Here is a 13,112-nt window from a genome sequence, read left to right as displayed (position 1 = left end):
CGTTGGCATTAAACTGAAATTTCTGTTCTATTTTTCTATTCTAATGGTTTGGGGATTGCCTTATGCAGCATGTGCCGTCGTTTCAGGTGGTTGAGGGTCAATTACAAGGGGCAAGACAAGTCCCATCTCCGAATTTCAACGCCCGTCCGACAGACCAAGAGATTCAATTGCTGGTCATTCACAATATTAGTTTGCCGCCGTCACAATTTGGTGGTGGTTATATTGAGCAATTTTTTCAGAACCAAATGGATTGGTCGCAGCATCCTTACTTTCAGACCATTCAGGGCCTGCAGGTTTCGGCACATTTGTTGATTTTAAGAACAGGCGAGGTGCTGCAATTTGTTAATTTTGCAGATCGGGCGTGGCATGCGGGGCGTTCTAGTTATTTGGCACAGCCTGAATGTAATGACTATTCAATTGGGATTGAATTAGAGGGCAGTGATGACTTGCCTTTTGAAACAGCGCAATATCAGAGTTTGGTGCAGGTGGTACACAGTTTGCAGCAGGCCTATCCGAGTATTCAACAGCATATTGCAGGACATTCCGATATTGCACCGGGACGTAAAACTGATCCAGGGCCGTATTTTGACTGGCAGTATTTTCGTGAACAGTTATCTCAACTTAAAGCTTCGACATCACAGGAAAAATTGATCAATCAATAACAAAACTTTGTTGATGCTTTGATTACAATAGCGACTAAATTTTTAATTGGGTGGTAACGATGGCGCTTTGGCGATCGACCTTTATTGTCAGTGCAATGACCATGCTGTCACGGGTGCTAGGATTAGTCCGTGATGTGGTATTGCTGAATGTGTTTGGTGCAGGTAAAGATTTCGATACCTTTGTGGTGGCGTTTCGTATCCCCAACTTTTTCAGGCGACTGTTTGCCGAAGGGGCGTTTTCGCAGGCATTTATTCCTGTATTGACCGAATATAAAACCAGCCGCACTCATGCCGAAGTACAAATTTTAATTAGTCGGGTTTTTGGCTGTTTAATGACGGTAATGACAGGGCTAACTTTCGCCGCCATGGTGGCTGCGCCTGCGGTGATGTATATCTACGCACCGGGTTTCCATAGTGACCCTGAAAAGTTTGCGCTAGCCACCGATATGTTCCGCCTGACCATTCCTTATTTGTTGTTTATGTCGCTGACGGCATTTGCCAGCAGTATTTTGAACAGCTATGGCTCATTTACCACGCCTGCCTTTGCGCCTGTGTTGCTGAATGTGGCGATGATTGCAGGTGCATTATGGCTCACACCGTACATGGCAGAGCCGATTATGGCACTGGGTTGGGCGGTGATTATCGCGGGTGCTTTACAACTTGCGATTCAAATTCCAGAACTATGGCGTAAAAAGCTGCTGATACCCCCTAAAGTTGATTTCAAGCATGAAGGGGTGGATCGGATTATGAAGCTGATGCTGCCTGCTTTATTTGGGGTATCGGTCACGCAAATTAACCTGCTACTCAACACCATTTGGGCATCTTTTATGCAGGATGGTTCGGTGTCGTGGTTGTATAGTGCGGAACGTATGACAGAGCTACCTTTGGGCTTAATTGGTGTAGCGATTGGGACGGTCATTTTACCGTCACTGTCTGCGCGTCATGCAGAACAAAATATGGATAAATTCCGCGGCATGATGGACTGGGCTGCACGGGTGATTATTTTGGTAGGTGTCCCTGCCAGTATTGCACTGTTTATGTTATCAACGCCTATTATCCAAGCCTTGTTTGAGCGTGGTCAGTTTAGTTTTAAAGATACGCAAATGACCGCTTTGGCCTTGCAATGTATGAGTGCAGGGGTGATTTCATTCATGCTGATTAAAGTCTTTGCACCTGGTTTTTATGCACAGCAAGACACCAAAACACCAGTACGTGTGGGTTTAATGGCTGTGGCTGCCAATGCGATTTTAAACGTGGTGTTTATTGGCTTCTTTAAACTGATTGACTGGCAAGCTGAACACATGGCATTGGCACTGGCATCATCAGGTTCGGCTTTGGTGAATGCAGGCATGTTGTATTTCTATTTGCATCAACGCAAGATTTTCCGTTTTGGTGCGCACTGGAAAAAACTCATGGTGCAGTTTGCAGTGGCAAATGCCGTGATGATTGCTGCGTTGTGGTATGCCTTAACTTGGTATAACGGTGATGTATCACAATGGATGCGTGTGGCAGAAGTCACTGCGCTGTGTGTGGTGGGCGTAGTGGCCTATGGGGTTGGATTGTTGGCAACGGGTTTTAGACCACGTCATTTAAAACCTTAATGAAGCGAAGTTGATCTGAAAAAATACCGCAATTTAAATTGCGGTATTTTTTTGTTTAAAGATGATGCGGCTTTGGATTATTTTACAATTTCTAAAAGTTCCACATCAAAAATAAGCGTGCTGTTTGGCTCAATTGCATCGCCTGAGCCAATTTGACCGTAGGCTAGAGCAGCAGGAATAAAGAAGCGATATTTGGCACCAACTTTCATGAGTTGTAAGCCTTCAGTCCAACCTTGAATGACTTGGCTGACCTGAAATTCTGCAGCTTGATCGCGGGCGATAGAACTGTCAAATACCGTACCATCAATTAAACGACCTTCATAATGGACTTTAACGGTAGAGGTGGCTTTGGGTGATTTGCCCGTACCTGCCTGTAAGACTTGATATTGCAAGCCAGACTTGGTGACTTTGACCCCTGCCTTTTTGGCATTATTGTTTAAAAAGGCTTGCCCAATTTTAGCATTGCTATCGGCTACTTTTTTAAGCTCAATCAGTTGTTTGGCTTCGGCTTGCTTTTTGAATTGAGTCAGCACTCGTGCCATTTCTTCATCGCTTAAACTGGCGGCTTGGTCTTGTGTTGCCATTTTTAAGCCAGCAATGAAGGCTTCGAGATCAATATCTTTTAAGGTTTCCGCATTGCTGCGCCCCATTAAATAACCAAAGCTATAACCGACCTGATCTGCAACAGGACTTTTATTGGTCACGGTTTTGGCAAAACTGCCACTGCTGAGCAGTGCGATACACACAAGGGCAAGGTGTTTTTTCATTCTTTTCGTCCTAAGACCATACAGGAGAGCCAAGCTCTCCTGAAAGGGTGATGTTGTTATTTCACTTCAATCAGTTCAACATCAAAAATTAAGGTGCTGTTGGCAGGAATCATGCCTGGTACACCTTGTTCGCCGTAGCCCAGTTTCGATGGAATATACAGCGTAGCTTTACCGCCTTCCTTCATGAGCTGTAAACCTTCAGTCCAGCCCGGAATGACTTGATTCAGTGGGAATTCAATTGGCTCACCACGTTGTACCGAGCTGTCAAATACTTTGCCATCGACCAGTTTACCCGTGTAGTGCACTTTGACCACAGAGCTTGCCGTTGGCTGTTTGCCTGTGCCTTCTTTAATCACTTGATATTGCAAGCCAGAAGCTGTGGTTTGTACGCCTGCTTTTTTGCCATTTTCAGTTAAGAATGAATCACTGGCTGTTTGTGCAGCTTGCGCTTGAGTGGCTTGTTTTTGTTGCAACTCTTGCTGGAATTGCTCATAGGCTTTTTGTAATTCTTCTTCGGTGTAGGCAGGTTGTTTACGCGCATGACCTTCACGCACACCTGTTACAAAGCTGTTGATGTCTAGCTCTGGTGGGGTTTGATGTGCCACTTCATAACCCAAAGCGTAGCTGATTTTTTCAACCGCAGAAGCATTTGCCGACGCTTTAGAGGTCGCCACTGCTGGGTTTTGAGAGGCATAATAAACAGGAACAAGTGCAGCACCGCCTAAAATTACAGCAACAGCGATGGGTAAGGCTTTACTCATAGGTTTTCTCAAATTCATTTTATAGTTAAAAAAGCAGCATTCATCTTAGCAGACTTTTTCACAGACTTTTCTAGTTTGGCACGTGGCTTTGCAGCCTGTGTCGATTCAACTTTTTAATATATGCTGCTTACGCAGTTTATTCTATAACAGACTGAATATCTAAAACATTTTTTATACATAAATCTTATCAATTCAGGACTAGATGTGGGTCATTTAAGAAAAGTCAGATTGCGTTTGGGCTGTAGGTAAATTTTTATTGTAATCGCATAAATGATCAAGACAGCGTCCTGATGGGTTGTTGTCCAATAATAGGATTAACCTTCGGTTCGACCCACTTTTGTTTCGGCAAAAGTGGGCAAAACCATTGTCATCCACAAAACCTGTTTAATTCTTGTATCTCATTCATTATTTCGCAGAAACAATAATGGTCTAATGCTACGCAGGTTGTGGATGACACTTCCGAGTATCCTCATGTGATCTAGGTTTTTAGATGAGCGGTTTTACCTAAATAAAGATAGAAATATATTTGACTATCATGACTTATCTTAAAAGTCAGTCAAAGTCGGCCTTTAACACCACCCGATAGCGTGCCTTGCCCTGATGCAAATGTTCAATTGCCTGATTGATCTGTGACATCGGAAAAACTTCCACCTGTGGGGCAATCTGTTTGCGTGCGGCAAATTGTAGTAATTGACGCAGCGCTGCAGGCGAACCTGTCGATGAACCAGTAACCGATTTTGCACCGCCAATTAAGCTGCCCGCCTTAATTTGCATGGGTTCTAGCGCTACACCTAGCATGTGAATAGTGCCATGTGGTGCAAGCGTACTTAAATAAGCATTCCAGTCCAAGCTTACGTTTACCGTACTTAAAATCAGGTCAAACTTGCCACGCTGGGTTTTAAGGGCAGCAGCATCACGGCTGTTCACTACATGGTCTGCACCCATAGCCAGTAATTCTGCGGTTTTGTCTGGATTGGAACTGAACGCCGTAATTTCACAGCCCCATGCTTTTAATAATTTGATGGCGATATGCCCCAAGCCACCAATACCAATCACCGCAACATGATGTACTGCCTGAATTTGATGTTTCAAGATCGGATCAAATACGGTAATTCCACCACAGAGCAAAGGCCCTGCACTGACAGGATCGACCTCATCGGGTAATGGAATGACCCACTGCCAACCTGCACGGACTTTATCGGCAAAACCACCTGCATGTCCCACAATGGTTGCGGTGGTGCCATTGCTGCACAGCACTTGTTCGCCTGCAATACAGGCATCGCAGTGTTGGCAACTGTCTGCAGTCCAGCCAATGCCTACACGTTGCCCCACGGTTAAACCTTTGGCTTCACTGCCCAATTGAGTAATCGTGCCAATAATTTCATGTCCTGCCACCACAGGATATACTGAGGAATGCCAGTCATTTTGAATGACTGAAAGATCGGAATGGCATAAGCCACAATATTCGACTTTGACTTCTACCTGATGCGCCTGCAGTTCACCCGCATCAAATTGATAGGCTTGCAGGGCTTCACCTGCCTGCATTGCGGCATAGGCTCGAATGGTATTACTCATATTGCACCGTCCTTGTCATAAGGCTGACTGTATTGATTGGTGATCTTGCTATTATGGGTTGAGCAGTTTTGAATACTAAAGCTTGGATGTTGCTTTAAGATGTTGTTTTAAAGTGACAGTGATTTTCATGATCATCGACCATGCCTACAGCTTGCATAAAAGCATAGCAGGTGGTCGGGCCTACAAATTTAAAACCATTTTTCTTTAGGGCTTTCGACATGGCAACACTAGCGTTGGTTTGTGCAGGCGCAAGACGATAGTCAGGTACATCATTCCTAATAGGTTGCTGTGCAACAAAACCCCAAAGCCATGTCACGACGTTTATATCGGCGTCTTTTAGTTTTTGCCATGCACGTGCGTTGTCACGAATTGCTTGTAATTTACCTCGATGTCGAATCAATCCAGCATCTTGTAATTTGAGCGCAATATCATCATCACTGAAGGCGGCAATTTCAGCAATGCTGTATTGAAAAAAATGCTGACGATACGCTTCACGTTTTTTTAATACAGTAATCCAAGACAAGCCTGCTTGCTGTCCCTCTAAACACAGCATTTCAAATAAATGCACTTCGGCAAATACAGCTTGTCCCCACTCTAAATCATGATAGGCAATATAGAGCGGATCATCGGAACACCAACCACAGCGTTGTATCGTCATGGGTCATGCTCCTTGTTGAATAGATAGCTGAATAGATGTGAATGGGACGGACTTAAAGCTGAAATGCTGCCCATTGGTCATGTTGGTTATCCCAATAATATAGTTCTGCCTGTTGCAGATCGTGAAAGGAAATCCAGTTGTCTTTACCAACTTTATCTGAATAACCTGTGCTGATGAGCAGGGCATCTTCAGTAATTTCCATGACCCAGCCTTGATGGACTTGTCCTGCCAATACAATTTTTTGTTGATTGCCAGATTCTGCAAATTCCACCAATCGATTTATCAAGGCTTCAGACATGAAATGTTCCTAACAAAATTAACGTAAATAAGGATAAGGATTGACCGCACCGCGTCCTTTACCATTTAAATAAAGTCCGTAATGCAAATGTGCGGCAGTGTGTCGGGCGTTGCCTGTATTGCCGACATAGCCAATATGCGTTCCTGCCTTGACATAATCGCCCACGTTTAAACCGCGTTTATGTCCATCCAAGTGTGCATAGTAATGCCAAGTGCCTGCAGGCCCTAATATCCAAATTACTTTACCACCTAAGCGATTATCGCGTAAGTCTGCAATTAAACCTTCTGTAGCGCTATACACTTTGCTGCCTTTGGCGGCAAGAATATCAATGCCTTCATGCAAACGTCCGCTACTACGAGATGCACCCCAAGTGTCATTCAACTGATGCGCTTTAATGCCCTGCACAGGAATGGGCAAGCGAGTTTTTAAACTCATTTGATTGAGTTTTTGCACCAAGGCAGGCGGGAGTGGGGTACTAGGACGTTTCGGTGCAGAACTACAGGCCGCAATCAATAAGGTAAAGAGTGACAGGCTTAAAACAGCAATCCATCGAAACATAAGACATCCTTGTAATGGCAGTGAAAGCAAAGATTTCATTCATCACGATGCCTGACTATGTCACAGATTGATTGCCGAGATCAATTTTTTCATGGCCGTCGGAATGCCCAAATCGCTGGCTTGTTGCGGACTATACCAATCTGCATTCAGTTCTATTGCCAAGTGTTCTTGTAGATCAGCATCGACCTGAAAACACAGTGCTTCAAGCTGCCAAGTGAAATGGGTAAAGCTATGTGAAATCTGTGCGCGTTGCTGTACCTGTTTAAGGCTCAAGCTTTGACACAGTTGCTCAAAAGCCTGTGCATCTTCAATGACAGGCAAACACCATAGTCCACCCCAAAGTCCTGTATTGGGACGTTGTTGCCATAACCACTGATCTGCGCATTGCAGTACTAAGACCTGTGCAGATTTAACGGGTACGGCTTTTTTCGGTTTTTTAAAGGGCAATTCCTGCTCTAAACCTTGTTGATGTGCTTTGCAGTGTTGTTGCATTGGGCAATATAAGCACAGTGGTTTTTTGGGGGTACAAATGGTGGCGCCCAAATCCATAATAGCCTGCGTATAGTCGTGATTACGCACTTCGGGGCAGAGCTGTTCTGCCAGTTGCCACATGGCACGTTCATGTACAGGTTTGGATAAATCATCTTCAATAGCAAAAAAACGTGCTAAAACCCGTTTGACGTTGCCATCCATAATGACGCCGTATTGGCGTAAACCCAGCGACATCATGGCACCACCCGTAGAGCGACCAATGCCCGGCAAAGCCATCCACTGTTCGAGCGTACTTGGAAAATGTCCTTGCTGTGCCACAATGGCTGCGGCTTTATGCAAGTTGCGGGCGCGGGCGTAATAGCCTAAACCTGCCCAATACGGTGCAACTTCATCCCAAGTTGCACGTCCTAAATCTTGCACTGTCGGAAAGCGCTGCAAAAAACGCTCAAAATATTGCAATACGGTTTTGACCTGAGTTTGTTGCAGCATGATTTCAGACACCCACACCGCATAGGGATCATCGGCGACTTGCCACGGCAGGTCATGGCGTCCGTGTTGATCGAACCACGTGAGGAGAGCATCGGAAAATGAAAAAGCAGTCATGCGAACCCAGTTTGTAAAGTAGCGGCTTAGTATAGCCAAACTGGCGTGGGAATTACGTGCATAAAAAAAGAAGATGAGCGTGCATCTTCTTCTTTAGGTTTGGTTTCACTTGGTTTGGGATAAAACGAGTCGTGGTTTAAATTTGACCGCTCATACCCCAACGGTTATCCAATTTTAAGGTCTGACCTTCATAGCGTGGAATAATGTGGATGTGTAAATGCTCAGATTTAGCATCAAACACATCGCCATCATTAAAACCCACATGGAAACCTGCAGGTTGATGACGCAATTGCAACTCATTGCGCGCCAATTCTAATAAAGACAATAAACTTTTACGTTCTTTGTCTGTAATGTCAAAAAAAGAGCCGACGTGACGTAGCGGAATGATCACGCAATGTCCTTTAGACAGGGCATTGGGTTCAGGCAAAATTACCCCAAATTCATTTTTTGCCAAAACATCATAATCATCAAAATTGCAATAAGGGCATTGCTCAGTCATTGTTATATCCTCTTCTTTAAAATTTTCTTGGCTTGCGTTGAGTATATGCTGCGTAATGTGAACAGCAGATTAATCTGCTAAACGACGATCCAACACTTCATACATGGCAGCTAAACCTTGTTGCTCTGCCGATGCGTTATAGCCTAAATCGACCCCATTGGCTTTGGCACGTTCATCAGCTTGAGGGTTACTAAAGCCGTGTTTGGCATCTTCAAAAATAATCACTTCATGCTCTACTTGAGCCGCGTGCATTTCTTCACGGAAACTTGCGACGTCGTCTAAAGTCACCATGCTGTCCAGTTCACCATGCAACACCAAAATCTCGGCTTGTACCTGACCTTGTTGTGCAGGGGCTTTCGGGCTGAGGTTGGCGTGGAAGGTCACCACTGCTTTTAATGCTGCGCCAGAACGAGCCAAATCCAGAACGACTTTGCCGCCATAACAGAAACCAATTGCAGCGAGTTTATCGCGATTTACTTCAGGTTGGGCAGCTAAAGTGTCCAAAGCTGCAGACGCACGAGTCACAATTGTGTCAGCATCTGCAAAAGTTTGCATCATCCATTCATTGGCTTGGGCTGCGGTGGTGGTGACTTTTTTATCGCCATACATATCAATCGCTAAGGCTGCAAAACCATGTTCAGCCAATTCACGCGCGCGTTGTTCGGTGTATTCGTTACGTCCCCACCATTCAGGTGCGACAATCACCCCCGCGACAGCTTGTGCTGTTTCTGGTGCAGCAAAATAACCGATCAGTTTGCTGCCATCTGCAGCCGTATATTCAATTTCGCGAGTTTTGATTGCTAAAGCCATGCCTTATTCCTTATCGTTTTCAATGCCATGATTAAAGCATAATAATATGGCACGCATTTTTAAAAACAGGGTAAATACTGCCTATAAATGTGAGAAAATATTTTTAAAATAGCCAAATTGGCATTTGTTGCGTAAAAAGCGGACATAAAAAAAGAAGGAAAAATCCTTCTTTTTTATCTGATTTTTAGGAATTTATAGACGAGGTCACTAGATTTTTCCGCGAGAGAGTAAACCAACAACTGCCAAAATCACAGCAATCACCAATAAAATAATGGCAAAGTCTTTGGATAAACCTGCGACACCACCAAAACCAAGTAAACTCGCGATTAACGCAATCACTGCGAAGATTATAGCCCAACGAAACATAATTGTTCTCCATGTGTTTTTATAGCTTCTGAATTTAGTATAGGGAGCTGAACGCAGCACACTGTTTTGTTTTTGTGTATTAAATGTTCAGTTGTTTGAGTTAAGTGTTTGATTCATTTAAAGACTAAACAAAAGCAACAAGTTGAAACAAGGCTGTTATAATGACGCAGTTTTGTTATTTTCTGTGCGCTATGTCTGATCAATTACGACCTGAATTTTGGAAAAACTATCCGCTGAATGCCTTAAATACTGCGGAATGGGAAGCCTTGTGCGATGGTTGCGGTTTATGCTGTTTGGTCAAACTAGAAGATGAAGACACGCAAGAAGTGGCCTATACCAAAGTGGCGTGCAAGTTACTGGACTGTAACACAGCACGTTGTTCAGATTATGCCAATCGCTTTGACTTTGTGCCCGATTGCATTCAACTTACCCCCGAAAAACTAGAAAAAATTCACTGGTTGCCGCCAAGTTGTGCCTATCGTCGTTTAAAACAGGGCAAAAATTTGCCATCTTGGCATTACTTAAATACGGGCTCACGCCAAAGTGTGATTAAAGCCAAAAAATCTGCGGCAGGGCGTTGTATTTCAGAACTGGATGTTGCAGAAGAAGATATAGAAGATTATGTGGTGCGTTGGGTGCGTTAATTCATACTGCAGAATAAACTTTGAATCGTGTTTTAGCGATAAATCGGTACGATTAGAAATACTCCAAAGCTTGAGATCATAGTAGACTAGGTTGAAGTCAAGTATAGAAATAACAAGATGTCAGAGAGTCATATTCCACTGCCTGAGCGTTTGCGTCCACGCGATTTATCGCAAATTATTGGTCAAGATCATCTTTTAGGTGAGCAAGCGCCGTTACGCCAAATGATTGATCAGGGGCATTTGCCTTCAATTATTTTCTGGGGGCCACCAGGGGTGGGGAAAACCACCATCGCTTTGCTGTTGGCGCAGGCGGTAGATCGTCCTTTTATCAGCCTTTCTGCCTTGAATACTGGGGTCAAAGAGCTGCGTGAAATTATTGCCGAAGGCGGCGATTTGCTCACACCAGTGGTGTTTATTGATGAAATTCATCGCTTTAATAAGTCGCAGCAAGATGCCTTATTAAATGCGGTGGAAAAGGGCAAAATCACCTTAATTGGTGCGACCACTGAAAATCCATCTTTTGAAGTCAATAGTGCGCTGCTTTCACGTTGTCAGGTCTATACCTTAAAGGCTTTAGATGCCGATTCGATTCAGACTTTGCTTACTCAAGCCATTCAGCAAGATCAATTCTTAAAAGACCGTTATATTCAGATTGAAGAATTTGATGCTCTGATTCAGTTTGCTGCAGGTGATGCACGCAAGGCTTTAAACCTACTGGACCTGGTGGCAAGCACCTTTGAACCCGAGGTGGAAAATATCATCACCAACGCGATTGTGGTCAAGGTTGCGCAACAAAACATTGCCCGTTATGACAAGTCAGGCGAGCAACATTATGATTTGGTATCGGCTTTTATTAAGTCAATTCGTGGCAGTGACCCCGATGCTGCATTGTATTGGATGGCGCGCATGCTCAAAGGCGGTGAAGACCCGAGCTTTATTGCGCGTCGCATGTTGATTGCTGCTTCGGAAGATATTGGCAATTCAAATCCGAATGCCTTGTTATTGGCAGGCGAGTGTTTCCGCTCGGTACAAGTGCTGGGTATGCCCGAAGCGCGGATTATTTTAGGACAATGTGCAGTATATTTGGCAACCAGTGCCAAAAGTAACAGTACTTATTTGGCAATTAATAAAGCCATGGGTTTGGCTGAAAAAACCGCCAACTTACCTGTGCCACTGCATTTGCGTAATGCACCGACCAAACTGATGAAAGAACAAGGCTATGGCGTAGATTATTTGTATCCGCACAATTACCCAGAGCATTTTGTGCTACAGGACTATTTGCCGCCTGAACTGAAAGGCACAAAGTTGTATGAGTCGGCACGTAATAAACGTGAAGTGGAAGGTGAGCGTTTACAACAACGTCGTTGGCAGCAGACTCAATCCTAAGCGATTTGGTATAGCTGAAAAGATATTTGTAAAAGTATTGGCATAAAAAAAGCTCAAGAATCAACTTGAGCTTTTTTAGATTTGTTTGCAGCCTTGAGTGCTGCATTCAAAGGTTTAAAGCGGTTTGATGTTTACAGCATTCGGGCCTTTTTGACCTTGCGCAATGCTGAATTCAACTTGCTGACCTTCGTGTAAAGTCTTGAAGCCTGAGTGTGCGATTTCGCTGAAATGCGCAAACACATCTGGACCAGATTCTGGTTGAATAAAACCAAAACCTTTAGTTTCGTTAAACCACTTTACCGTGCCTTTCATTGTCGGATTTGACATAGGGAAATATCCTGCTGAATTTTAATATGTTGCAATCTAAAAAAGATTTGGAATAACTGGGAAAAAGATGCGACTTAAAATCTGAACAAACGAAGGATTACAAAATAAAACTACGGACTTAGACGATTAAAACGAACTTCATATTTTTCTAGTATGACAACAAGCATACACGGAATTGCAGAATACACAATTTAAATTCAGATAAATTTAAAAATAGGCAGACAGACTGGGCATTGTGGATGGGGCGATTTTTTCAAAGATTTGGTTTGTAAACCCTGTTTGGTCTACAGCAAAATACAAAAAACCGAGCAATGTTGCTCGGTTTTGGGAATTCAGCTTTTAAAATTGAAAAGCTTGAATTAGATATTGTCTAAGTCGATGCCTAAACGTGCAGCAACTTCTTCATAAGCTTCAACCACACCGCCTAAACCTTGACGGAAACGGTCTTTGTCGAGTTTCTTCTTGGTGTCTTTGTCCCATAAACGGCAACCGTCTGGAGAGAACTCATCACCCAACACAATACGGTCGTGGAATACACCAAACTCAAGTTTGAAGTCGACCAAAATCATGTTACCTGCATCAAACAATGCTTTTAATACATCGTTGACTTGGTAAGTTAATTCTTTCATTTTTGCCAATTGTTCAGCATTGGCCCAACCTAAAGCAATCGCTTGAGATTCGTTTACCATTGGGTCGCCAAGAGCGTCATCTTTAAAGAACAATTCAAATGTAGGTGGGGTCAGTTCTTTACCTTCTTCTACACCTAAACGACGGCAGAGTGAACCTGCAGCGTAGTTACGAATAACGCACTCTACAGGAATCATGTCTAACTTTTTCACCAATACTTCGTTTGGTGTAAGTAGTTTTTCAAAGTGAGTTTCGATACCCGCTTCAGCCAATTTTTCCATGATAAAGGCGTTAAAACGGTTGTTCACCTTACCTTTACGATCTAGTTGTTCGATTTTTTCGCCATTGAACGCAGAGGCATCATCACGAAAGACTAAAATCAGGTGGTCTGCACTGTCTGTGGTATAAACAGATTTTGCTTTACCAGTATAGAGCAAGGTTTGTTTTAACATGAGGGAACCTTTTTCAAAAAAAAATG

General features: G+C 43.6%; 16 protein-coding genes. 4 read left to right on the top strand and 12 right to left on the bottom strand.

The window, feature by feature from the left end; genetic code table 11:
• Window positions 1-62 precede the first annotated feature (62 nt).
• Together ampD and murJ are read left to right on the top strand one after the other, a co-directional pair.
• Window positions 63-662, top strand: a complete 600-nt coding sequence (gene ampD / locus AC07E5_RS08460; RefSeq protein WP_004974083.1) for a 1,6-anhydro-N-acetylmuramyl-L-alanine amidase AmpD — start codon at window positions 63-65, stop codon at window positions 660-662.
• Between the two features lie 50 nt (window positions 663-712).
• Window positions 713-2,263 carry a murein biosynthesis integral membrane protein MurJ gene (gene murJ / locus AC07E5_RS08455; protein ID WP_180050723.1) on the top strand — a complete coding sequence of 517 codons (1,551 nt, stop codon included), beginning with the start codon at window positions 713-715 and terminating at the stop codon, window positions 2,261-2,263.
• A 77-nt stretch (window positions 2,264-2,340) separates the two neighbouring features.
• Here murJ and bamJ (AC07E5_RS08450) read toward each other — a convergent pair whose 3' ends face one another.
• The 10 genes from bamJ (AC07E5_RS08450) to AC07E5_RS08405 form a co-directional block, all read right to left on the bottom strand.
• Window positions 2,341-3,030, bottom strand: coding sequence for a BamJ family beta-barrel-assembly machinery protein (gene bamJ / locus AC07E5_RS08450; RefSeq protein ID WP_004974089.1), 690 nt, complete (start codon window positions 3,028-3,030; stop codon window positions 2,341-2,343).
• A 56-nt stretch (window positions 3,031-3,086) separates the two neighbouring features.
• Window positions 3,087-3,791, bottom strand: coding sequence for a BamJ family beta-barrel-assembly machinery protein (gene bamJ, locus AC07E5_RS08445; protein ID WP_004974091.1), 705 nt, complete (start codon window positions 3,789-3,791; stop codon window positions 3,087-3,089).
• Between the two features lie 552 nt (window positions 3,792-4,343).
• Window positions 4,344-5,366 carry an NADPH-dependent aldehyde reductase Ahr gene (gene ahr, locus AC07E5_RS08440; protein WP_004974093.1) on the bottom strand — a complete coding sequence of 341 codons (1,023 nt, stop codon included), beginning with the start codon at window positions 5,364-5,366 and terminating at the stop codon, window positions 4,344-4,346.
• A gap of 94 nt (window positions 5,367-5,460) precedes the next feature.
• Entirely contained in the window at window positions 5,461-6,024 is a 564-nt protein-coding gene (locus AC07E5_RS08435; RefSeq protein ID WP_253132431.1) for a DNA-3-methyladenine glycosylase I, read from the bottom strand.
• A 52-nt stretch (window positions 6,025-6,076) separates the two neighbouring features.
• Window positions 6,077-6,322, bottom strand: a complete 246-nt coding sequence (locus tag AC07E5_RS08430) for a hypothetical protein (RefSeq protein WP_104852758.1) — start codon at window positions 6,320-6,322, stop codon at window positions 6,077-6,079.
• Window positions 6,323-6,340: 18 nt separating this feature from the next.
• The gene (locus tag AC07E5_RS08425) at window positions 6,341-6,880 is read right to left on the bottom strand and encodes a M23 family metallopeptidase (protein ID WP_131261236.1); all 540 of its coding nucleotides are present in this window, start codon (window positions 6,878-6,880) and stop codon (window positions 6,341-6,343) included.
• A 60-nt stretch (window positions 6,881-6,940) separates the two neighbouring features.
• Window positions 6,941-7,975 carry an A/G-specific adenine glycosylase gene (mutY, locus tag AC07E5_RS08420; protein ID WP_131261235.1) on the bottom strand — a complete coding sequence of 345 codons (1,035 nt, stop codon included), beginning with the start codon at window positions 7,973-7,975 and terminating at the stop codon, window positions 6,941-6,943.
• A 136-nt stretch (window positions 7,976-8,111) separates the two neighbouring features.
• The gene (locus tag AC07E5_RS08415; RefSeq protein ID WP_070155794.1) at window positions 8,112-8,474 is read right to left on the bottom strand and encodes an HIT family protein; all 363 of its coding nucleotides are present in this window, start codon (window positions 8,472-8,474) and stop codon (window positions 8,112-8,114) included.
• Window positions 8,475-8,543: 69 nt separating this feature from the next.
• The gene (locus AC07E5_RS08410; protein ID WP_136144130.1) at window positions 8,544-9,284 is read right to left on the bottom strand and encodes a dienelactone hydrolase family protein; all 741 of its coding nucleotides are present in this window, start codon (window positions 9,282-9,284) and stop codon (window positions 8,544-8,546) included.
• Window positions 9,285-9,491: 207 nt separating this feature from the next.
• Window positions 9,492-9,650, bottom strand: a complete 159-nt coding sequence (locus tag AC07E5_RS08405) for a DUF1328 domain-containing protein (protein WP_253132429.1) — start codon at window positions 9,648-9,650, stop codon at window positions 9,492-9,494.
• A gap of 191 nt (window positions 9,651-9,841) precedes the next feature.
• Here AC07E5_RS08405 and AC07E5_RS08400 point away from each other — a divergent pair, with 191 nt between their 5' ends.
• Window positions 9,842-10,294: a YcgN family cysteine cluster protein gene (locus AC07E5_RS08400; protein WP_136144131.1), complete on the top strand. Its 453-nt coding sequence runs from the start codon at window positions 9,842-9,844 to the stop codon at window positions 10,292-10,294.
• Between the two features lie 117 nt (window positions 10,295-10,411).
• The gene (locus AC07E5_RS08395) at window positions 10,412-11,680 is read left to right on the top strand and encodes a replication-associated recombination protein A (protein ID WP_253132427.1); all 1,269 of its coding nucleotides are present in this window, start codon (window positions 10,412-10,414) and stop codon (window positions 11,678-11,680) included.
• Between the two features lie 114 nt (window positions 11,681-11,794).
• Here the strand turns inward: AC07E5_RS08395 and AC07E5_RS08390 are convergent, their stop codons facing one another.
• The gene (locus tag AC07E5_RS08390) at window positions 11,795-12,007 is read right to left on the bottom strand and encodes a cold-shock protein (RefSeq protein WP_004974113.1); all 213 of its coding nucleotides are present in this window, start codon (window positions 12,005-12,007) and stop codon (window positions 11,795-11,797) included.
• Window positions 12,008-12,366: 359 nt separating this feature from the next.
• The gene (gene purC / locus AC07E5_RS08385; protein ID WP_004974116.1) at window positions 12,367-13,086 is read right to left on the bottom strand and encodes a phosphoribosylaminoimidazolesuccinocarboxamide synthase; all 720 of its coding nucleotides are present in this window, start codon (window positions 13,084-13,086) and stop codon (window positions 12,367-12,369) included.
• Window positions 13,087-13,112: the final 26 nt, after the last annotated feature.

It is taken from the genome of Acinetobacter seohaensis, from assembly GCF_056431365.1.
This window is presented reverse-complemented; position numbering and strand designations above follow the sequence as displayed.

Coding starts and splice junctions, on each gene's coding strand:
- bamJ (WP_004974089.1), bottom strand. CDS start 3,030: ATGAAAAAACACCTTGCCCTTGTGTGTATCGCACTGCTCAGCAGTGGC.
- bamJ (WP_004974091.1), bottom strand. CDS start 3,791: ATGAGTAAAGCCTTACCCATCGCTGTTGCTGTAATTTTAGGCGGTGCT.
- AC07E5_RS08400 (WP_136144131.1), top strand. CDS start 9,842: ATGTCTGATCAATTACGACCTGAATTTTGGAAAAACTATCCGCTGAAT.
- AC07E5_RS08395 (WP_253132427.1), top strand. CDS start 10,412: ATGTCAGAGAGTCATATTCCACTGCCTGAGCGTTTGCGTCCACGCGAT.
- AC07E5_RS08415 (WP_070155794.1), bottom strand. CDS start 8,474: ATGACTGAGCAATGCCCTTATTGCAATTTTGATGATTATGATGTTTTG.
- AC07E5_RS08405 (WP_253132429.1), bottom strand. CDS start 9,650: ATGTTTCGTTGGGCTATAATCTTCGCAGTGATTGCGTTAATCGCGAGT.
- mutY (WP_131261235.1), bottom strand. CDS start 7,975: ATGACTGCTTTTTCATTTTCCGATGCTCTCCTCACGTGGTTCGATCAA.
- AC07E5_RS08410 (WP_136144130.1), bottom strand. CDS start 9,284: ATGGCTTTAGCAATCAAAACTCGCGAAATTGAATATACGGCTGCAGAT.
- purC (WP_004974116.1), bottom strand. CDS start 13,086: ATGTTAAAACAAACCTTGCTCTATACTGGTAAAGCAAAATCTGTTTAT.
- AC07E5_RS08435 (WP_253132431.1), bottom strand. CDS start 6,024: ATGACGATACAACGCTGTGGTTGGTGTTCCGATGATCCGCTCTATATT.
- AC07E5_RS08425 (WP_131261236.1), bottom strand. CDS start 6,880: ATGTTTCGATGGATTGCTGTTTTAAGCCTGTCACTCTTTACCTTATTG.
- AC07E5_RS08390 (WP_004974113.1), bottom strand. CDS start 12,007: ATGTCAAATCCGACAATGAAAGGCACGGTAAAGTGGTTTAACGAAACT.
- ampD (WP_004974083.1), top strand. CDS start 63: ATGCAGCATGTGCCGTCGTTTCAGGTGGTTGAGGGTCAATTACAAGGG.
- ahr (WP_004974093.1), bottom strand. CDS start 5,366: ATGAGTAATACCATTCGAGCCTATGCCGCAATGCAGGCAGGTGAAGCC.
- AC07E5_RS08430 (WP_104852758.1), bottom strand. CDS start 6,322: ATGTCTGAAGCCTTGATAAATCGATTGGTGGAATTTGCAGAATCTGGC.